Origin of the sequence: Pseudotabrizicola alkalilacus (genome assembly GCF_003443995.1) — a bacterium.
Lineage (GTDB): Bacteria > Pseudomonadota > Alphaproteobacteria > Rhodobacterales > Rhodobacteraceae > Pseudotabrizicola > Pseudotabrizicola alkalilacus.
In genome coordinates this window covers 389,592-407,999 of the sequence record NZ_QWEY01000002.1, presented here as the reverse complement: position 1 = coordinate 407,999, position 18,408 = coordinate 389,592, and the positions used below count along the sequence as shown (strand labels likewise).

Genomic DNA, 18,408 nt, shown 5'->3' with positions numbered 1-18,408 from the left:
GAACAACAGGATCACCCCCGGCAAGCGCAGCTTAATTTACGACTGCACCGAACAGTCGAACCCCCTTCGGGTGATGGTTCGCAACGCCATGTTGAAGGGCGTCTTTTATTGCCGCTAAGCGGTCGGCGAGGGGATGCGCCTTCCAGCCGTCACGGCCTGACCGCATGGGGGAACCATGCAGTTCAATGTTGTGCGGGGTAACGGCGTTGAACTTTGTCGCAATTGCATTCAAATCTTGCTCAACCCAATGGGTTTTTCGTTCGAAGATAGCAACCCCGGCCAAGACGAAGTATTTTTGCGAAGGGTCGGCAACAGACCCGGATTCGTCAACGTAGAACAGATGCAAAGAACTCTCCCCCATCAAAGCAAAAGGCTGCCCGAAGGCAGCCTGCGCGTAGTTTAGGTAAGCCGGGCAAGGGAACCCCTCGAAGCACCGCAAAATGGTCAGCGCACCCGACTTGTTGTCTAGATAGTATAGAATGCGCGAACGTTCAAGTATTTTGTCGAAGTAGCGTTCGCAGCATTGCCGAAACTTCCGAAACTTGCTGCCACCTGTTCACGAATGCGTGATCGGCTCTGGCGCTTCGGCAGGTCAAAAGCGGCTGATTTTTCGCTGTAGTAGTTCTGTAGTAGGATTTTGGAGTTTAGGAATTTCGCAGCAAAATCAACAATTTACAGAAGAAAGTGGCAGCCCGTAGGGGAGTCGAACCCCTCTTCCCAGGTTGAAAACCTGGTGTCCTAACCGATAGACGAACGGGCCACTGGCGGGGTCAATAGGGCAGCGGACGGCAACGCGCAAGGGGAAAAGTGATGGCAAAGCCTCCACTCTTGTTGCGGCTCAGCCGTCGATGCGTTTGCCCATGATCGCAATGGCCTGCTGATAGACCGTGGCGGCGTTCCACTGCTTGATCACCGCAAAGTTCGGCTGCCCCTCCTGATAGCCTGCGCCGGGTTGCCAGCCTTTTTGCCGCAGGAAATTCGCGGTCGAGGCCATCGCGTCGGTCAGGTTGTTCAGATCAACCTTGCCGTCACCGTTGCCATCCACGCCATATATCAGCGCGTTGCCGGGCAGGAACTGGGTATGCCCCCATTCACCATGCTTGGCCCCGACCGATTTTGCGGTGATCGACCCTTCGTCCACCAGCTTCAGCGCGCCGATCAGATGCGGCCGGAAAAAGCCGCTGCGGCGGCAGTCATAGGTCAGTGTGGCGATGGCCGAAACGATGTTGGTATCGCCCATATAGCCGCCAAAGGCGGTTTCCATGCCGTGAATCGCGATCAGCACCCCGGCGGGCACGCCGTAGCGCTGTTCCAGCGCGTCATACAGCCCGGCATTCTTGGCCTTGCGCGACCGGCCCTGCTTGATGATCGTCTCGGCCCCGCGCACCTGCATGAACTTGTCCAGCGTGTAGCGAAAGCTTTTCTGGTTGCGGTCGGCCCCGATGGTGGCTTGCGAATAGGACGTGCCCATCAAGGCCGCGATGCCGCGCTCGCCGACACCTTCGGCGCGGGCCTCGGCGGCCATCTCGGGCTTCCACGCCTCATACCGGCCGCCGGTATCAGAGCAGGATGCCGCCTGTGAGGCCGTGGCGGTAACAGCAAAACCAATGGCTAGAAAAAATGGCTTCAGGGCAGACATAAACGCACTCCGGCATGGATCATTGCGCGCCACTGTAAAGCGGCCCTGACGCGGATCAAGCGAATGCTGGCTGCGGCCCCGGCCTTTGCTGTCAAGTTTGCGTCAGAACCGTTGACCCGGCCCGGATCAGGCTGTCGGTTTGCCGGTGCTGGCGGCTTCGAGTGCCGCAATCCGCGCCTCAAGGGCTGCGTTTTCTTCGCGCGCTTTCACCGCCATGGTGCGCACGGCATCGAATTCCTCACGCGTGACGAAATCGCGGTCGGCCAGCCAGCGGTCCATCAGACCCTTCATCGCGGTTTCCGCCTCGGTCTTGGCACCCTGTGCCACGCCCATGGCATTGGTCATCAGCTGGCTGAGGTCGTCGAGGATCTTGTTGCGGCTTTGCATGGGACTGGTCCTTGTTGCTCTGCAATCCTTATATGGCCCCGTAGACCCATGCCGCAAGTCAGTGCGGCACATTGACAAGTCGGCCCCACCTGCCGACAACCCCCCTGCCGACATATCGGACAACCGACAGCCGAGGTGCCATGTCTTACCTTCCGTTCCCGCAGATCTCGCCCGAGATCTTTGCCATCGACATCTTTGGCATGACCTTTGCCCTGCGCTGGTATGCGGTGGCCTATATCGTCGGGCTGATCGGTGGCTGGCGGCTGGCGCTGGATACCCTGCGGCGGCCCGCGCTGTGGCACGGCGCGCCACCAATGAACGCGGATCAGGTGGAGCGGTTGCTGACCTGGGTGATCATCGGTGTCATTCTGGGCGGGCGTCTGGGATTTGTGCTGTTCTACCAGCCGGGGTTCTATCTGCAGAACCCCGCCGCGATCCTCAAGGTGTGGGAGGGCGGCATGTCGTTCCACGGCGGCTTTCTGGGCGTGGTGGTGGCGGGCATCGTGTTTTGCCGGCGTGAGGGCATTCCGATGCTCAAGGCCGCCGATATCATGGCACTGGCCGCCCCGTTGGGGCTGTTTCTGGGCCGGATCGCGAATTTCATCAATGCCGAGCTGTGGGGCCGCCCGACCACGATGCCCTGGGGCGTGGCCTTTCCCGGCGATGCGGCGCAGACCTGCCCCGATGTGACCGGCATCTGCGCCCGCCACCCGAGCCAGCTGTATGAGGCGGTGCTGGAAGGCCTGCTGCTGGGCCTTGTGCTGCTGTGGCTGGCCTATCGGCGCGGCTGGCTGAAATGGCCCGGCGCACTGACCGGGCTGTTCCTGACCGGCTATGGCGCGGCGCGCCTTGTGGTCGAGTTCGTGCGCCAGCCCGATGCGCAGTTCATCACCGACGGCAATCCGCTGGGCCTTGCCCTGCACTTCGGCGGCTATGGGCTGACCATGGGGCAGATCCTGTCGTTGCCGATGATCGCGGTGGGGCTGTGGCTGCTGCTGCGCGCGCGGCCTGCATGACAGAGCTGGGCCGGATCATCGCGGCACGGATTGCGGCCACCGGCCCGATGACGCTGGCCGAGTATATGGCCGAGTGTCTGTTGCACCCCGATCACGGCTATTACACCACCCGCACCCCGTTTGGCGTGGCGGGGGACTTCACCACCGCCCCGGAAATCAGCCAGATGTTCGGCGAGCTGTTGGGCCTGTCACTGGCGCAGGCCTGGCTGGATCAGGGCGCACCCGCGCCGTTCACGCTGGCCGAGCTTGGCCCCGGTCGCGGTACGCTGATGGCCGATGTGTTGCGCGCCACCCGCGCCGTGCCGGGCTTTCACGCCGGCGCGCAGGTGGTGCTGCTGGAGGCCTCGCCCGCCCTGCGCGCGCAGCAACGCAAGCGACTGGAGCCGCACGCCATCACCCACGCAGGCCAAATCGACGATCTGCCCGAACAGCCGCTGTTTCTGCTGGCCAATGAGTTTTTCGATGCCCTGCCGATCCACCAGTTCCAGTTTGACGGAACCGTGTGGCGCGAGCGGCTGGTCGGGGTGCAGGACGGGCGCTTGGCCTTTGGCCTGTCCGACCCGATCCACCAGACCCTTGATATCCCCGCTTTCAACGATCCGGTGCCGGGCCGCGTGGTCGAGGTCTGCCCGGCCGCCCGCCCCTACGCGGAAACCATCGGCCACCGCATCCGGGACCATTGCGGTGCGGCCCTGATCGCCGATTACGGCGGCTGGCGGTCCACGGGCGATACGTTTCAGGCCCTGCGCCGGCATGCCTTTGCCGATCCGCTGGCGGAACCGGGCCTGGCCGATCTGACCGCCCATGTCGATTTTGAGGCGCTGGCCCGGATGTGCGGCCTGCCGCATGTCTTTACCAAGCAGGGCCTGTTTCTGTCCCGCCTCGGGGTAGACGCACGTGCGGCGCGGCTTGCCCAATCCTTGACCGGTCCAGCCCTGCAATCGCACCTTGCAGCGCATCGGCGCTTGACCCACCCCGAAGAAATGGGTTCGTTGTTCAAAGTGCTTGGGCTTTTCCGCCCCGGCACAGCCCCACCACCCGGATTTGCCTGACACCATGCTGGACATCATCACCTCAGACGCGCTGCCGGTTCGCCACGGGTTCTTTACCCGCAAGGGCGGCGCGTCTTCGGGCATTTTTGCCGGGCTGAATTGTGGAGCCGGGTCCACCGATCTGTCGGATGCGGTGGCGATCAACCGCGCCCGCGTGGCCGCCGCGATGGAGGTGCCGCTGGATCACCTGATCGGCGTGCATCAGGTGCATTCCGCGCAGGTGATTGCGGCAAACGGCCCGCTGCCGGTGCGCCCGCATGCCGATGCGCTGGTGACCGCCACCCCCGGCGTGGCCCTGTCGGTGCTGAGCGCGGATTGCCAGCCGGTGCTGTTCGCCGATGCAAAGGCGGGCGTGATCGGGGCCGCCCATGCCGGATGGCGCGGTGCATTCAATGGCGTGCTGGAGGCGACGCTGGACGCGATGGAATCGTTGGGGGCAGACCGCGCCGACATCGCCGCCGTCATCGGCCCCTGCATCAGCCAACGCGCCTATGAGGTGGGAGCGGAATTTTACGAGACCTTTACCGATGAAGACCCGGCCAACAGCCGCTTTTTCGTCAATGGCGCCGGCGACCGGATGCTGTTTGACCTGCCCGGCTTTGGCCTGCACCGGCTGCGCACGGCGGGGGTGGGCCATGCCGAATGGACCCGGCACTGCACCTATCACGACGCCGACCGATTCTTTTCCTTTCGCCGCACCACCCATGCGGGCGAGGCTGATTATGGCCGCCTGATCTCGGTGATCCGGCTTTAGGGGTGATCCATCTGCGATCTGCGGCAGGAATGCGGCGAAACTGGCCGCGCAATCCGGAAACAATCGGCGGATTTTTAACCCGATTGTTTCCAGCGCCCTTAATTCACAGGTCATTCGCAGCGGCGTCTGCCCGCCACATTTGCCCAACGCCGTGCCTGTGCTGACCACAATCTTTCACATTTGCCGCCCCTTGGCCGCCCCAAAGACAGGTCAAATTTGTCTCAAGGTCGCAAGACACACAGAACAAGGGACACCGGATCATGAAAAAAGAACGCCGCTGGCTGAAATCCGCAATCGCTGCCAGCCTTGAGCAACAGATCGCCCTGCCATGGGCCCGCTCTGCCCGACGCAAACCCGAGGCGTTGAAAGCTGTCGCCGCCAAGCCGCGCGCCATCGCCGCCCGCTGACCGACCAGCTTACCGAATCAATTTCGATACAAAACGGGCCGTGCATTGCACGGCCCGTTTTGATTATTGACGCGTGACCAACACGGTCCGGCCATAATTGGCCGATTTGCGTTGTCACCGCCCGAACAATGCGGCCATCCGGCCCGGTTTGGACACAAATCCCCACCAATTGCGAAAACCCTTTGACCAAGCGCCCGATTCTCGCCATTATCTCTTCATCACGGTCTACCACCTGCATGGTGGTCTGGCCGACGGTGTAAGACCCGCGCGAAGTAACGTGGGCCGCGTCGGACAGCAGGATTGTTGCTTTGGCAAAAGCGGTCCCGGTGCTCCTCTGGCACGTTAACGGGACCGTTTTTTGCTTATGCAGCCCTGTTATCCCTGACGGATGGGGTGCGCAGGTTTATAGCTCGGCGCAGGTCAGGCGGTTTTGGCCAGCCGCGCCTCCAGCACATCAAACGGCACGCCGGGGTCGTCCTTGGCACAGCGGATCACCAGCGATGTTTTCACATTCGCCACATTCTCGGCCTTGAGCAGATCGCCGGTCAGAAAGCTTTGAAATGACGACAGATCCGGGGCCACGCATTTCAGAATGAAATCAATCTCACCGTTCAGCATGTGACACTCACGCACCAAGGGCCAGGCGCGGCAGCGCGCTTCGAATGTCGCCAGATCGGCCTCGGCCTGACTTTGCAGCCGCACCATGGCAAAGACCTGTACCTCGAACCCAAGCTCGCGCGCGTCGATGTCGGCGTGATAGCCTTTGATATAGCCCGCCTCTTCCAGCGTCCGCACCCGGCGAAGACAGGGCGGCGCGGAAATGCCCACACGCTTGGCCAGTTCCACGTTGGTCATCCGCCCGTCAGCCTGCAATTCCGCCAGAATCTGACGGTCGATCGGATCGAGCTTTGAGACGGCCATGGGGGACTCCTTTTGCGCTTATCTAGGCCCGCCCCCGCCGTCACGCAACAATGTTTCAACACAGCGCAGGAATATTTCGCCAATCCACCCGCCGGCCGCATATTTCTGCAATGCCGCCTGCAGATCGCAGGGGGTTTCCGCCCTGCCCGCAACCGCCTATATCAAACCCGCACGGAAAAGATGAGGGCACCATGGGCAACACTCGGCATACACGCGTTCTGATCATCGGCTCCGGCCCGGCGGGATACACGGCGGCGGTCTATGCCGCCCGCGCCATGCTCAACCCCATTCTGGTGCAGGGCCTGCAACCCGGCGGCCAGCTGACCATCACGACCGAGGTCGAGAACTGGCCCGGCGATACCCATGTGCAGGGCCCTGATCTGATGGTGCGGATGCAGGATCACGCGCAGGCCATGGGCGCCGAGATCATCAGCGATTACATCACAGCACTTGACCTGTCGCAGCGCCCCTTTGTCGCCAGCGCCGACAGCGGCACCACTTATACCGCCGATGCGGTCATCCTTGCGACCGGCGCACAGGCCAAATGGCTGGGCCTGCCGTCGGAAGAGAAATTCAAGGGCTTTGGCGTGTCAGCCTGCGCCACCTGCGACGGGTTCTTCTACCGGGGCAAAGAGGTGGTGGTGATCGGCGGCGGCAATACGGCGGTTGAAGAAGCGCTGTTCCTGACCAATTTCGCCACCAAGGTCACGCTGATCCACCGCCGCGACTCGCTTCGCGCCGAAAAGATCATGCAGGACCGGTTGTTCAAGCACCCCAAGATCGAAATGCTGTGGAATTCCGAAGTCACCGAGATTCTCGGCGATGAGGCCCCGCTGTCGGTCACCGCAGTCCGTACCCGCAACCTGCTGACGGGCGAGGTCAAGGACGTGCCCTGCCACGGCTTTTTCGTTGCCATCGGCCATGCGCCTGCGTCGGAACTGGTCAAGGATCAGCTGGAGCTGCATTCGGGCGGCTATGTCACGGTCGAACCCGGCACCACCCGCACCACCATTCCCGGTGTCTTTGCGGCCGGCGATCTGACCGACCATGTCTACCGTCAGGCCGTCACCAGCGCCGGAATGGGCTGCATGGCGGCATTGGATGCAGAGCGGTTTATCGCGGCACAAGATGCGATGCTGAAAGCCGCCGAATAACACCAAAGTCACCACCGACCGGCTGGCGCAGCCCGCAAGCGCCAGCCGCCATAACGTATTCGTGACCGCGCCGGGTTCGGGTTGACCGGGGCACATCACACCCGCGACATTGCCCCCGCGTTCCAAGTCCCACAGGTGCAATGCCCCATCCAGTCCTGCTCGCCCCCGGCGATCCCGCCCCTTCGTTCACACAGCGCTCTGCCGCAAACCCGCGCTATGCCATTGATACCGCTGCTGGCCGCTATCTGGTGCTGTGCTTTTTCCACGCGCTGTCCGACACCCGCGCGCAAGAGGCCGTCACCACGGCCCTGTCCCGCGACGATGTGTTCGACGATGATCACGCCAGCTTTTTCGGCATCTCGTCCGACCCCGCCGACGAAAGCCGGTTGACCAACCGCACCCCCGGCCGCCGCTTCATCTGGGACAGCGACCTGACCGCCAGCCGTCTGTACGGCGCGGCCCGGAATGATACACGCAGCCCCCTCTGGGTGATCACGGACCCCACCATGCGGGTGCTGAATGTGATCCCCTTTGACGACACGGGCAGCCGCGCGGCGCAGGTGATCGACTATGTCGCCAGCCTTCCCCCGCCCGCCCGCTTTGCCGGGGTGGAATTGCAGGCGCCGATCCTGCTTTTGCCAAATGTGTTCGAACCCAACCTCTGCCGCCACCTGATCGACCTCTATGACGCGCAGGGCGGCGAAGAGTCCGGTTTCATGCGCGAAGTGGATGGCAAAACCATCGGGATGAAGGACCGCAGCCACAAAAGCCGCCGCGACATCACCCTGAATGACCCCGAACTGATCGCAGCCCTGCAAGGCCGGTTCATACGGCGGGTGGTGCCGCAAATCGCCAAGGCGCATCAGTTCCATGTCACCCGGATGGAGCGCTATATTGTATCATGCTATGACGCCGCCGAAGGCGGCCACTTCGCACCGCACCGCGACAACACCACCTCTGGCACCGCGCATCGGCGCTTTGCCGTGTCGATCAATCTGAATGATGATTTCGAGGGGGGAGAGGTCAGCTTTCCCGAATACGGCCCGCGGTCCTTCAAAGCCCCGCCGGGGGGGGCGGTGGTGTTTTCCTGCTCGCTTTTGCACCGGGTATCGACCGTGACAAAAGGGCGGCGCTATGCCTTTTTGCCCTTTCTTTACGACGATGCCGCAGCAAAAATCCGGCAAGCCAACCTGCATGCCCTTGAAACCGCCAAGGAAAACGCCGGGGGTAAATAACCCCCGCGGCCAATGGCGTGAAAAGATCAATAGCGGGTGCGTGACCGTTCGCGCGATGGCAACTCGCCGCCATGGTCAAGCGCCCCCGATGGCGCGATGTTGCGTGCCTGATCGGCCAAGGCCCCTTTGCCCGGATCGGCTTCGGGGTCTTGCGGATGCAATGCGCCCCCGTCTTCCTGCATCGGGTTCGCCCCGGCCCCGGCCGATTTCAGCGTCATCGCGCGCTCGGAAAGCTCGCGCTGCGATGGTGCCCCGTCATTGGTATCAGCTTCATCGGTATCAGCCGTTCCGGCATCCGCCCGACGCTGGCGCTCTTGCGTCACAAGCTCCAGCGCCAGACCCAGCACCCGCGCTTTGCCCTCGGTCCCGGCATTCTGGGTCGCCGGGGCAATACCGGACGGGTCAGCCTTTCCGCGCGCCTCGCGCCGCTGCCGGTTGGCCAGATCGCGCGCCCGGTCACGGCGGTCACGCAACCGCTGCAGCGTGTCGGTCAGCTCGGAATGGCCGATCTGGTCCAGATCGCCACGACGGGCGGTTTCAACCAGTTTTGCCTCTTCCTGATCCAGCAGACGCAGATCATCCGCCGTGAATCTGGGGGTGTCTTGTGCGGTCATCTTGCGTCTCCTTCTTAAAATACGTGGTGTCAGAAAGAACGCACAACCGCCCTTGCGGTTCCGCAGCCGCAAAGACTCCGGCCCGTCGCGCAAGTGACGCAGCGCGACCGCGATCTGCGCTGAAAGAAATCTCACGGCCTGCACGCTTGCGCGGAAACACTCCCGCTTTGCGACCTTGATGCAGCATTTCCGCCCTTGTTTGCACCGTCATTGCCTGTTTCACTTGAATTTTGCCGCAATGACAGGCTACAGCCCCACGCGAAAGACGAGGGTGATCCCTTGCCCGGCAGTGCATTTGAAAGGCCAGTATACGATGTCGCTTCCCCAGCTCGCTCCGGTTCCGGAGCTTTATGTTTCATACGATTCTGCCCAAAAGCTGAAGGCCGAGGCGGGCAATCTGCCGTCTTGGGACATGACCCCGCGTCAGATCTGTGATCTGGAACTCTTGATGAACGGCGGCTTCAACCCGCTCAAGGGCTTCATGTCCGAGGCCGATTATGACGGCGTGGTGGAAAACATGCGCACGGCAAGCGGCGCGCTGTTCCCGATTCCGATCACGCTGGATGTGAATGAGAAATTTGCAGAAACAGTAGAGCCGGGACAGGATATCGCCCTGCGCGACCAGGAGGGGGTGATCCTTGCTATCCTGTCGGTCACCGACAAATGGGTGCCGAACAAGGCGCTGGAAGCGGAAAAGGTGTTTGGCGCTGACGATCTGGCGCACCCGGCGGTGAACTACCTGCACAATCAGGCGGGCAAGGTCTATCTGGGCGGCCCGGTCACCGGCATCCAGCAGCCGGTACATTACGATTTCAAAGGCCGCCGCGACACGCCCAACGAACTCCGCGCCTTCTTCCGCAAAATGGGCTGGAGCAAGGTCGTCGCGTTCCAGACCCGCAACCCGCTGCACCGCGCGCATCAGGAACTGACCTTCCGCGCCGCACGTGAAGCGCAGGCCAACCTGCTGATCCACCCGGTGGTCGGCATGACCAAACCGGGCGATGTCGATCATTTCACCCGTGTCCGCTGCTATGAGGCGGTGCTGGACAAATACCCGCAATCCACCACCACCATGTCGTTGCTGAATCTGGCGATGCGCATGGCTGGCCCGCGTGAGGCGGTCTGGCACGGCATCATCCGCAAGAACCACGGCTGCACCCATTTCATCGTGGGCCGCGACCATGCCGGACCGGGCAAGAATTCTGCCGGGCAGGATTTCTACGGCCCCTATGACGCGCAGACCCTGTTCGCGCAGCATGCCGATGAGATCGGCATCGAAATGGTCGATTTCAAACACATGGTCTATGTGCAGGAAAAGGCGCAGTATTACCCCGCCAACGAAGTGCCGGAAAACACGACCGTTCTGGATATCTCGGGCACCGAACTGCGCCGCCGCCTGCGTGAAGGCATCGATATTCCCGAATGGTTCAGCTTTCCCGAAGTGGTAGCGGAACTGCGCCGCACCTCGCCGCCGCGCGCCAAGCAGGGCTTTACCGTGTTCTTCACCGGCCTGTCCGGTTCGGGCAAATCGACCATCGCCAATGCGCTGATGGTCAAGCTGATGGAAATGGGCGGCCGTCCGGTCACGCTTCTGGATGGCGATGTGGTGCGCAAACACCTGTCCTCCGAACTCGGCTTCTCGAAAGAGCACCGGGACATCAACATCAAGCGCATCGGCTATGTGGCGTCAGAGATCACCAAGAACGGCGGCATCGCGATTTGCGCGCCGATCGCGCCCTATACCGCCACCCGCCGCGCCGTGCGCGAGATGATCGAGGCCTTTGGCGCGTTCATCGAGGTGCATGTCGCGACCAGCATCGAAGAATGCGAAAAGCGCGACCGCAAGGGCCTGTACAAGCTGGCGCGTGAGGGCAAGATCAAGGAATTCACCGGCATCTCCGACCCGTATGAGGCCCCGACCAAGGCCGAACTGGTGGTCGACACCCAGGATGTCGATGTCGACCATTGCGCGCATCAGGTGATCCTGAAGCTGGAGTCGATGGGCCTGATCCGGGGCTGATCCGCTGCATTTAGCCTGCAATAGCGCGCCGCCCGGATTGCTCCGGGCGGCGCGTCTCATTCTGCACCCCAAACAGCCGCTTGTATCCGCACCCTGTGCGGCCCTAGTCTTGGCTCTGGCCCGACCGGGGCGACCTGCAGCGAATGGGGCCAGCCATCGACGATCCGACCTTCATCACCCTGTCTTCGGTTCCGCCCCGCTTTGCGCATCTGGGGGCAACGCTCGAGTCGCTGTTGCAGCAAAGCCTGCACGCCGCTGGAATCATCCTGTACCTGCCCGAGCACTACCGCCGCTTTCCCGACTGGGATGGCACCCTGCCCGACCTGCCGCCCGGCATCACCCTGCGCCGCGTGCCGCAGGATCTTGGCCCCGGCACGAAAGTCCTGCCTGCCTTGCGCGATTTCGCCGGGCAAAACGTCGACCTGCTGTTCTGCGATGATGACGTGCTCTATCCACCCGACTGGCACCAGCGGTTCAAGCGCTTGCGCCATGTTCATCCTGACGCGGCCCTGTGCGAGGTGTCGCATGATCTGCCCGGCGCAGAGCATCGCCGCCAGCCCCGGATGCAGCGCTGGTCCCAGACCGATCTGGACGCGCATCTTGCCACCCTGCCATGGCCCAAGCCCAAGCCGCCGCCGCTGATCCGCAGCAGCGGTTACGCCGATGTGCTGGAGGGCTGGGGCGGGGCCATGGTGCGGCCCGCGTTCTTTGACCGCCGGGTGTTCGACATCCCGCCCGATCTGTGGATGGTGGATGACCCTTGGCTGTCGGGCCACCTTGCCCTGCGCCGCGTGCCGATCTGGACAAATGCCGAAAACCTGCCGCCGCAAAGGCGGCACGCGGTCGCGCATGATGTGGAACCGCTGTTCTTTGCCGTGTTCGACGGCAAGACCCGGCACGAGTCTGACCGGGATTGCATAATTCATTACCAAAGCAGGCACGGCCTGTGGCCAGCCGGACCGCCCCCCCCCGTCAAGGGTACGCCGCCTTGCCCGCCGCGTGCTGCCGCACTGGCTGCGCGCCGCCGCCCTGCGCCTGTTGCGCCACTAACCCGTTAATCTGTCTGAAATGCGGATCTGGAAGGATGGCACCACTTCTTTTGTGGGCCTGCCGGAGGCATTGAGCAATGACAGATACGAACAGCTGGGCCTGGCACGTTTCCACGCCCTGGCCGGGATTTGACCCCGCCAATCAGTCCAATATAAACGCCAAAGGCGATGGCATGTCCGTCGATCCAGCCACCTATACGCCGATTATCTGGCGCGACAACGACGGCGATAATATTATCGCCGACACCGATACGGATGATGCAAGTGTCGGGTCTGTCGACCGGGTGGTGATCGACGGTGTCGAGCACAGCGTCCGGGAGGTTGGCGAATTCACGGGCAGCACCATGGTCGCGGACGGGATCAGCTATCCGGTCGGTATGTCAGTCTGGTTGTTGGACGACGGAACCTACCTGGTACGCATCCGTGACTCAGACATCCCCCCTGACCTGCATCACAAAAAGGTCACCTCGCTGAAGTTGGGCACATTCGACAGTACCGAATACAGCCACAGCTACATTTCGACGCGCGATGAACCCTTTCTCTGCTTCGTCGCGGGAACTCTGATCCATACCATCGCCGGGCTAGTTGCGGTCGAAGACTTGCTGGCAGGCGATCTGATCCTTACTGCGGACCATGGTTTCCGTCCCCTGCGCTGGACCGCACGCCGCAACCTCCCCGGACGCGGCCCTGCCGCACCCGTGCGGATCACCGCAGGCGCATTGGGCAACAGCCGCGACCTGTACTTGTCACAGCAACACAGGATCACGTTGTCAGAATGGCACGCCGAGCTGTTGTATGGCGAGGCTGAGGTGCTGGTCGCTGCGGTTCATCTGGTCAACGGTGAGACGATCTGCCTCGCCCCCTGCGGTCAGGTTGACTATGTCCACCTGCTGTTCGACCAGCATGAGCTGATCTTTTCCGAGGGTATCCTGACAGAAAGCTTTCACCCGGATACCTACGGCTTGTCATTGCTGTCCCACCCCACGCGGGCTGAGGTGCTGATGCTGTTCCCCGATCTGGCGCACCACTCCGCCTCCTATGGCCCGACGGCACGACGCAGCTTGCGCGCATGGGAGACCGCTGCGTTGCGCCTTCCTGCGCCCGCAACAGCCTTTGATACTTTCAATGCGCGCTGACCGGGGCCAGATCGTGCTGACGCGCCAATGAAAACGCCATGCTGCGGTCGCGCACCAGCGCCAGCCGCTCGCCATCGGGTCGGTGTACGGAATACACCGTCTCGATATCGCCGATCTGCTCGCGCAGCTCTTCAGGCAGATCCGCCACGGTGACCGGACGCACATAAACGATCGGGCTTTGCGCCTCGGCAATGGCCTTGAATGGACTGTTCATCGTCTCAGACTCCTTATCCACGCCCGATACGGATGGTCTGTACCACCGCATCCGGCACCGATCGTTTCAGATCAATATGCAGCAGCCCATGGTCCATGCTGGCCCCGGCCACCTCGACTCCGTCCGCCAGCACAAAGCTGCGCTGAAACGCCCGCGCGGCAATGCCCCGGTGCAGGAACACGCGGTCCTGTGTCTCATCCGGCTGGCGTCCGCGCACCACCAGCTGCCGGTCCTCGACCGTGATCGCCAGATCCTCCTCACGGAACCCGGCCACCGCCAGTGTGATGCGATAGGCATTGTCCGCCGTCGCCTCGATGTTGAACGGCGGATACCCCTCACCCGAAGATTTCGCGGTCCGCTCGACCAGACGCTCCAGCTGCTCAAAGCCCAGCAAAAACGGGTGCGCCCCAAAACTCAGTTTCGTCATCTGTCTTATGCCCTTTTGCAAAAGCGACATTTCCATGCGCAGGCCCTGCGACAGGCACCTGCATCTGTTGAAATATGGGGCGGACAGGCACCGCCTGCAAGGGCAGCCTGTGGCACCGGCCTGTGCCCTCCCCCGATCCAAACCATCAATTGTCCAATTGATGCCCGGTTCCACGCCATAAGCTTTGCCGCAGGGTCAAAGAATCACTATATTCTGAAACAGGATCAAAAGCCGACTCAACCCAAGCCCCCCGGCAGAACACCAGCCAGTAAGCGAACCCCATGAACGCGCCCAGCGAACTCAACTTCGAAGACATGCTCCGCATCCGGCTGGAGGTGCTGCGCCGTGAGCATCGCGATCTGGATGCCGCGATTCACGCGCTGGAGGAAACCGGCCGCCCCGATCAGCTGACCCTGCGCCGGTTGAAAAAGCAAAAGCTGTCGTTCAAGGATCAGATCGTCAAGATCGAGGATCAGCTGATCCCCGACATCATCGCCTGATCCGCCACAGGCCTGCCGCCAGCACCGTCAAACCCTTGCCCTGACGCCCATCCTGTCGTAATCGCGCCCAGAGCACTTGAGATCAAGGCACTGGGGGAACGCGCATGGCCGTTGACGTCGGACTCATCATGGGATCGCAAAGCGACTGGCCCACGATGAAAGAAGCCGCCCTGATCCTTGACGAACTGGGCATCCCCTATGAAGCAAAGATTGTCAGCGCGCACCGCACCCCGGACCGGCTCTGGTCCTACGGGCGCGAGGCCGCAGGCCGGGGCATTAAGGTGATCATCGCCGGGGCGGGCGGCGCGGCCCACCTGCCCGGCATGATGGCCAGCAAGACGCGGGTGCCGGTGATCGGCGTGCCGGTGCAGACCCGCGCGCTGTCGGGGGTGGACAGCCTGTATTCCATCCTGCAGATGCCAAAGGGCTATCCGGTTGCCACCATGGCCATCGGCGCTGCCGGGGCGGCCAATGCCGGGCTGATGGCGGCGGGGATCCTGGCGCTGATGGACCCTGCGCTCGCCGCGCGGCTGGACGCCTGGCGCACCGCCCTGTCGGCCAGCATCCCCGAGGAGCCAAAGGATGACTGACGCGCTTCGCCGCCCTCTGGCACCGGGTGCTACCATCGGCATTCTTGGCGGCGGCCAGCTGGGCCGCATGCTGTCGGTCGCTGCAAGCCGTCTGGGCTTTCAGTGCCATATCTATGAGCCGGGTGCCGCCCCCCCCGCAGGCCATGTCGCGGCCCGGGTGACCACGGCTCCCTATAACGACCTCGACGCGCTGCGGGCCTTTGCCCAAAGCGTCGATGTCATCACCTATGAATTCGAAAACGTCCCCACCGCCTCGCTCGACGCGCTGGAGGCGATCCGCCCCATCCGCCCCAACCGCCGGGCGCTGGCGGTGTCGCAAGAGCGTATCGCGGAAAAGGATTTCCTCACCGGCCTTGGCCTCAGCACCGCGCCCTATGCGCGGGTGACAGATCTGGCGACGTTGAACGCCGCAATTGAGCGCATCGGCACCCCGGCCATCCTGAAAACCACCCGTCTGGGCTATGATGGCAAGGGTCAGGCCCGGATCATGACGCCCGCTGATGCCCCCGCCGCCTGGGAAGCGATGAACGGGGCCGAAGCGGTGCTGGAAGGCTTCATCGACTTTTCCCACGAGGTCTCGGTGATCGCCGCCCGCGGGCTGGACGGCTCGGTTGCCTGCTATGATCCGGGCGAGAATGTGCATCGCGCGGGCATCCTGCACACAACCACCCTGCCCGCGCGCCTGTCGCCCGGGCAGCGCACCGACGCGGTGTTGATCGCCGCCCGCATTCTGAACGCGCTGGATTATGTCGGCGTGCTGGGGGTGGAGCTGTTCGTGACGCCACAGGGTCAGACGGGCGGCCTGATCGTCAACGAAATCGCGCCGCGTGTCCACAACTCGGGCCACTGGACGCAAGCCGGCTGTGCCGTGGACCAGTTCGAACAACACATCCGCGCCATCGCTGGCTGGCCGCTGGGCGACGGCACCCGCTACGCCGATGTGGTGATGGAGAACCTGATCGGCGATGACGTCGCGCAGGTTCCCGACCTTGCGCGCGAGCGCAACACCCAGATCCACCTCTACGGCAAGGCCGAGGTCAAACCCGGCCGCAAGATGGGCCACGTCAATCGCGTGATCCGCGGCCTGACCTGAGCAAGGGGGCCGTCCGCGGGGGCATCGAGCCCCCGCAGACGGCATTGCCATGGCCTATTTCGGACATCGCGGGTGTATCGGACATGGCTGGAACCCCCGGCGCTATGCCCCCACGCCCACCGATGGCAGCAGTTGCACGCCGTTGATCTGCCAGCCATCAGCGGTTTCGATCATCTGGTAATCGAGCATATGGGTGCGGCCCTGTTGGTCGGTGATCATCACCCTTTGCCACAGGTTTCCAGCCACCTCGCGCAGTTCCAGCATTCTGACGCTGCCGGGGCGAAGGACCATCGGATAGCCTTGTCGGACCATACTGCCGAAATTGTCGGCGGTGCCGAAGAGGCCCTTTATGGTCGGGCTGGCATAGCTGAAAGCCGTGACGAAATCGTCCCGCTCCAGAGCGGTCAGCTGATTGCGGATGGTGTTCTGGATCGGATCTTCCTGCGCAGCGGCAGGCAGGGCAAGCAAGACGGCGGTCAGCAAGGCGGCAAGCAAACGCATGGCCGTGGTCCTTTCGCAAAAACGTCCCTGCGAAAAGGATAGACCGGGCGCGGGCCCGGTCAATGCCTCGTGTCAGTGTCTGCCCTCAGGCGGTGACGAAATCGCCCGCCAGCCCCTTGTCGATCAGCGCGATGCTTTCCGGCACGCCATAGAGCGCCACAAAACCGCCAAAACGCGGGCCATCAGAGGCGCCGAGCAGCACTTCGTAGAGCGCCTTGAACCAGTCGCGGAGCGGCTCGAACCCGTGCTCCTTGCCGACGGCAAAGACCATGGTTTGCAACGCATCGGCATCATTGCCGCCATCCCATGCCGCCAGCCGTGCACGCAGGTCTTCCATCGCAGCCCGTTCCTGATCGGTCGGCAGGCGGAACACGCGATGGGGCGCGATCTTGTCGGCAAAGTAGCGCACGGCGAACCCGGCGGCAGCGTCCAGATCGGGGTGGGTTTCGGGTGAGGCGTCCGGCGCATAAGCGCGGATATAGCCCCATAGACCCTTGGCATCCTTGGCCCCGGCCACGCTCGCCAGATTGAGCAGCATCGAGAACGGCACCACCATCTTCGACTCCGGCGGCTGGCCACCATGAATATGCCAGACCGGGTTGTTGACCTGCGCCTCGACCTCCTGATCGGCATAAGCCCGCAACTGCTGGTGATATTCATCCACCGCACGCGGGATCACGTCGAAATGCATCCGCTTGGCCGTCTTTGGCTTTTGATACATGAAATACGACAGCGACTCGGTCGCGGCATAGGTCAGCCATTCGTCGATGGTCAGGCCGTTGCCCTTGGATTTCGAGATCTTCTGCCCGGTTTCGTCCAGAAACAGCTCATAGCTCATGTGGTTGGGCTTGCGGCCGCCCAGAACCTCACAGATCCCGTCATAGATCGGGGTGTTGGTGGAATGGTCCTTGCCATACATCTCGAAATCGACGCCCAGCGCCGCCCAGCGCGCGCCGAAATCGGGCTTCCACTGCAGCTTCACATTGCCGCCGGTCACCGGCAGCGTCCATTCGCGCCCGGTCTCATCATCAAAGGTGATCTCGCCGCGCACCGCATCGACATTCTTCATCGGCACATAGAGCACCCGCCCGGTTTCCGGGTGGATCGGCAGAAACGCCGAATAGGTCTGCTGGCGCTCTTCGCGCAAGCTTTTCAGCATGATCGCCATGATCGCGTCATAGCGTTCGGCGCAGAGCCGCAGCGTGTCGTCGAAGCGGCCGGATTTGTAGAACTCGGTGGCGCTGATGAACTCATACTCGAACCCGAAGGTATCCAGAAACCGGCGCAGCATGGCGTTGTTATGCGCGCCAAAGCTGTCGTATTCGCCGTAAGGGTCCGGCACGGAGGTCAGCGGTTTTTGCATATGCTGGCGCAGCATGTCCTGCTGCGGCACGTTTTCCGGCACTTTGCGCATGCCGTCCACATCATCAGAGAAGCAGATCAGCCGCGTCGGAATGTCGCTGATCACCTCGAACGCGCGGCGGATCATCGTTGTCCGTGCGACCTCGCCAAAGGTGCCGATATGCGGCAGGCCGGACGGGCCATAGCCGGTCTCGAACAGCACATATCCCTTTTCCGGGGCCTTTTTCTCATAGCGTTTCAGAATGGCGCGGGCCTCTTCAAAGGGCCAGGCCTTCGATTTCATCGCCGCATCGCGCAAAGCAGACATTGCTTTCATCCTTGAACCGCCCCCCTGCCC

General features: G+C 62.7%; 21 protein-coding genes and 1 tRNA gene. 12 read left to right on the top strand and 10 right to left on the bottom strand.

The features are described 5' to 3' along the window. Window positions 1–31: 31 nt before the first annotated feature. The 4 genes from D1012_RS23315 to D1012_RS05945 all read right to left on the bottom strand — a co-directional run bounded on the left by D1012_RS23315 (window position 32) and on the right by D1012_RS05945 (window position 2,026). Window positions 32–346: a DUF3800 domain-containing protein gene (locus D1012_RS23315; RefSeq protein ID WP_158569231.1), complete on the bottom strand. Its 315-nt coding sequence runs from the start codon at window positions 344–346 to the stop codon at window positions 32–34. 339 nt (window positions 347–685) lie between these two features. Beyond that, window positions 686–760: transfer RNA gene (locus D1012_RS05955), tRNA-Glu, on the bottom strand. Between the two features lie 78 nt (window positions 761–838). Continuing rightward, the gene (locus D1012_RS05950; protein WP_118150408.1) at window positions 839–1,639 is read right to left on the bottom strand and encodes a lytic murein transglycosylase; all 801 of its coding nucleotides are present in this window, start codon (window positions 1,637–1,639) and stop codon (window positions 839–841) included. A gap of 126 nt (window positions 1,640–1,765) precedes the next feature. Further along, on the bottom strand, window positions 1,766–2,026 hold the full coding sequence (locus D1012_RS05945; protein ID WP_118150407.1) for an accessory factor UbiK family protein: 261 nt from the start codon (window positions 2,024–2,026) through the stop codon (window positions 1,766–1,768). A 140-nt stretch (window positions 2,027–2,166) separates the two neighbouring features. On the opposite strand from D1012_RS05945, the gene lgt reads away from it, so the two are divergent. The 4 genes from lgt (at window position 2,167) to D1012_RS22610 (ending at window position 5,255) form a co-directional block, all read left to right on the top strand. Continuing rightward, entirely contained in the window at window positions 2,167–3,042 is an 876-nt protein-coding gene (gene lgt / locus D1012_RS05940) for a prolipoprotein diacylglyceryl transferase (RefSeq protein WP_118150406.1), read from the top strand. Further along, complete coding sequence (locus D1012_RS05935; RefSeq protein WP_118150589.1) at window positions 3,039–4,094, top strand: class I SAM-dependent methyltransferase; 1,056 nt, start codon at window positions 3,039–3,041, stop codon at window positions 4,092–4,094. The genes lgt and D1012_RS05935 overlap by 4 nt, the downstream gene beginning before the upstream one ends. Before the next feature lie 4 nt (window positions 4,095–4,098). After that, window positions 4,099–4,848 (top strand): peptidoglycan editing factor PgeF, encoded by a 750-nt coding sequence (pgeF, locus tag D1012_RS05930; protein WP_118150405.1) that lies wholly within the window; start codon window positions 4,099–4,101, stop codon window positions 4,846–4,848. 260 nt (window positions 4,849–5,108) lie between these two features. Further along, the gene (locus D1012_RS22610) at window positions 5,109–5,255 is read left to right on the top strand and encodes a hypothetical protein (protein WP_158569229.1); all 147 of its coding nucleotides are present in this window, start codon (window positions 5,109–5,111) and stop codon (window positions 5,253–5,255) included. A 420-nt stretch (window positions 5,256–5,675) separates the two neighbouring features. On the opposite strand, the gene D1012_RS05925 is transcribed toward D1012_RS22610, so the two are convergent. Beyond that, a complete protein-coding gene (locus D1012_RS05925; protein WP_118150404.1) occupies window positions 5,676–6,176 on the bottom strand; it encodes an Lrp/AsnC family transcriptional regulator in 501 nt (166 codons plus the stop codon). A 191-nt stretch (window positions 6,177–6,367) separates the two neighbouring features. On the opposite strand from D1012_RS05925, the gene trxB reads away from it, so the two are divergent. Both trxB and D1012_RS05915 read left to right on the top strand, forming a co-directional pair. Further along, complete coding sequence (gene trxB, locus D1012_RS05920) at window positions 6,368–7,330, top strand: thioredoxin-disulfide reductase (RefSeq protein ID WP_118150588.1); 963 nt, start codon at window positions 6,368–6,370, stop codon at window positions 7,328–7,330. Window positions 7,331–7,470: 140 nt separating this feature from the next. Beyond that, window positions 7,471–8,565: a 2OG-Fe(II) oxygenase gene (locus D1012_RS05915; protein WP_118150403.1), complete on the top strand. Its 1,095-nt coding sequence runs from the start codon at window positions 7,471–7,473 to the stop codon at window positions 8,563–8,565. 26 nt (window positions 8,566–8,591) lie between these two features. On the opposite strand, the gene D1012_RS05910 is transcribed toward D1012_RS05915, so the two are convergent. Continuing rightward, complete coding sequence (locus D1012_RS05910; RefSeq protein ID WP_118150402.1) at window positions 8,592–9,179, bottom strand: hypothetical protein; 588 nt, start codon at window positions 9,177–9,179, stop codon at window positions 8,592–8,594. Between the two features lie 313 nt (window positions 9,180–9,492). Here D1012_RS05910 and D1012_RS05905 point away from each other — a divergent pair, with 313 nt between their 5' ends. The 3 genes from D1012_RS05905 (at window position 9,493) to D1012_RS05895 (ending at window position 13,384) form a co-directional block, all read left to right on the top strand. Further along, window positions 9,493–11,199 carry a bifunctional sulfate adenylyltransferase/adenylylsulfate kinase gene (locus D1012_RS05905; RefSeq protein ID WP_118150401.1) on the top strand — a complete coding sequence of 569 codons (1,707 nt, stop codon included), beginning with the start codon at window positions 9,493–9,495 and terminating at the stop codon, window positions 11,197–11,199. Window positions 11,200–11,342: 143 nt separating this feature from the next. Beyond that, entirely contained in the window at window positions 11,343–12,257 is a 915-nt protein-coding gene (locus D1012_RS05900; RefSeq protein WP_199489443.1) for a glycosyltransferase family A protein, read from the top strand. Window positions 12,258–12,325: 68 nt separating this feature from the next. Further along, the gene (locus tag D1012_RS05895) at window positions 12,326–13,384 is read left to right on the top strand and encodes a Hint domain-containing protein (RefSeq protein WP_118150400.1); all 1,059 of its coding nucleotides are present in this window, start codon (window positions 12,326–12,328) and stop codon (window positions 13,382–13,384) included. Here D1012_RS05895 and D1012_RS05890 read toward each other — a convergent pair. After that, window positions 13,371–13,598: a DUF1150 family protein gene (locus D1012_RS05890; protein ID WP_118150399.1), complete on the bottom strand. Its 228-nt coding sequence runs from the start codon at window positions 13,596–13,598 to the stop codon at window positions 13,371–13,373. The genes D1012_RS05895 and D1012_RS05890 overlap by 14 nt on opposite strands. A 13-nt stretch (window positions 13,599–13,611) precedes the next feature. Further along, entirely contained in the window at window positions 13,612–14,025 is a 414-nt protein-coding gene (locus tag D1012_RS05885; protein WP_118150587.1) for an Hsp20 family protein, read from the bottom strand. A 281-nt stretch (window positions 14,026–14,306) separates the two neighbouring features. On the opposite strand from D1012_RS05885, the gene D1012_RS05880 reads away from it, so the two are divergent. The 3 genes from D1012_RS05880 to D1012_RS05870 all read left to right on the top strand — a co-directional run bounded on the left by D1012_RS05880 (window position 14,307) and on the right by D1012_RS05870 (window position 16,208). Then, entirely contained in the window at window positions 14,307–14,525 is a 219-nt protein-coding gene (locus tag D1012_RS05880; RefSeq protein ID WP_118150398.1) for a YdcH family protein, read from the top strand. Between the two features lie 104 nt (window positions 14,526–14,629). Further along, the gene (purE, locus tag D1012_RS05875) at window positions 14,630–15,115 is read left to right on the top strand and encodes a 5-(carboxyamino)imidazole ribonucleotide mutase (RefSeq protein WP_118150397.1); all 486 of its coding nucleotides are present in this window, start codon (window positions 14,630–14,632) and stop codon (window positions 15,113–15,115) included. After that, the gene (locus D1012_RS05870; RefSeq protein ID WP_118150396.1) at window positions 15,108–16,208 is read left to right on the top strand and encodes a 5-(carboxyamino)imidazole ribonucleotide synthase; all 1,101 of its coding nucleotides are present in this window, start codon (window positions 15,108–15,110) and stop codon (window positions 16,206–16,208) included. Before purE ends, D1012_RS05870 begins: the two co-directional genes overlap by 8 nt. A 102-nt stretch (window positions 16,209–16,310) precedes the next feature. Here the strand turns inward: D1012_RS05870 and D1012_RS05865 are convergent, their stop codons facing one another. Continuing rightward, the gene (locus D1012_RS05865) at window positions 16,311–16,709 is read right to left on the bottom strand and encodes a DUF4864 domain-containing protein (protein ID WP_118150395.1); all 399 of its coding nucleotides are present in this window, start codon (window positions 16,707–16,709) and stop codon (window positions 16,311–16,313) included. Between the two features lie 85 nt (window positions 16,710–16,794). Continuing rightward, a complete protein-coding gene (locus tag D1012_RS05860) occupies window positions 16,795–18,378 on the bottom strand; it encodes a lysine--tRNA ligase (protein ID WP_118150586.1) in 1,584 nt (527 codons plus the stop codon). Window positions 18,379–18,408 lie beyond the last annotated feature (30 nt).

Coding starts and splice junctions, on each gene's coding strand:
- D1012_RS22610 (WP_158569229.1), top strand. CDS start 5,109: ATGAAAAAAGAACGCCGCTGGCTGAAATCCGCAATCGCTGCCAGCCTT.
- D1012_RS05860 (WP_118150586.1), bottom strand. CDS start 18,378: ATGTCTGCTTTGCGCGATGCGGCGATGAAATCGAAGGCCTGGCCCTTT.
- D1012_RS05935 (WP_118150589.1), top strand. CDS start 3,039: ATGACAGAGCTGGGCCGGATCATCGCGGCACGGATTGCGGCCACCGGC.
- D1012_RS05925 (WP_118150404.1), bottom strand. CDS start 6,176: ATGGCCGTCTCAAAGCTCGATCCGATCGACCGTCAGATTCTGGCGGAA.
- D1012_RS05885 (WP_118150587.1), bottom strand. CDS start 14,025: ATGACGAAACTGAGTTTTGGGGCGCACCCGTTTTTGCTGGGCTTTGAG.
- lgt (WP_118150406.1), top strand. CDS start 2,167: ATGTCTTACCTTCCGTTCCCGCAGATCTCGCCCGAGATCTTTGCCATC.
- D1012_RS05880 (WP_118150398.1), top strand. CDS start 14,307: ATGAACGCGCCCAGCGAACTCAACTTCGAAGACATGCTCCGCATCCGG.
- D1012_RS05865 (WP_118150395.1), bottom strand. CDS start 16,709: ATGCGTTTGCTTGCCGCCTTGCTGACCGCCGTCTTGCTTGCCCTGCCT.
- D1012_RS05910 (WP_118150402.1), bottom strand. CDS start 9,179: ATGACCGCACAAGACACCCCCAGATTCACGGCGGATGATCTGCGTCTG.
- D1012_RS05890 (WP_118150399.1), bottom strand. CDS start 13,598: ATGAACAGTCCATTCAAGGCCATTGCCGAGGCGCAAAGCCCGATCGTT.
- D1012_RS05915 (WP_118150403.1), top strand. CDS start 7,471: ATGCCCCATCCAGTCCTGCTCGCCCCCGGCGATCCCGCCCCTTCGTTC.
- D1012_RS05900 (WP_199489443.1), top strand. CDS start 11,343: ATGGGGCCAGCCATCGACGATCCGACCTTCATCACCCTGTCTTCGGTT.
- D1012_RS05945 (WP_118150407.1), bottom strand. CDS start 2,026: ATGCAAAGCCGCAACAAGATCCTCGACGACCTCAGCCAGCTGATGACC.
- trxB (WP_118150588.1), top strand. CDS start 6,368: ATGGGCAACACTCGGCATACACGCGTTCTGATCATCGGCTCCGGCCCG.
- purE (WP_118150397.1), top strand. CDS start 14,630: ATGGCCGTTGACGTCGGACTCATCATGGGATCGCAAAGCGACTGGCCC.
- D1012_RS05895 (WP_118150400.1), top strand. CDS start 12,326: ATGACAGATACGAACAGCTGGGCCTGGCACGTTTCCACGCCCTGGCCG.
- D1012_RS05950 (WP_118150408.1), bottom strand. CDS start 1,639: ATGTCTGCCCTGAAGCCATTTTTTCTAGCCATTGGTTTTGCTGTTACC.
- D1012_RS05905 (WP_118150401.1), top strand. CDS start 9,493: ATGTCGCTTCCCCAGCTCGCTCCGGTTCCGGAGCTTTATGTTTCATAC.
- D1012_RS05870 (WP_118150396.1), top strand. CDS start 15,108: ATGACTGACGCGCTTCGCCGCCCTCTGGCACCGGGTGCTACCATCGGC.
- pgeF (WP_118150405.1), top strand. CDS start 4,099: ATGCTGGACATCATCACCTCAGACGCGCTGCCGGTTCGCCACGGGTTC.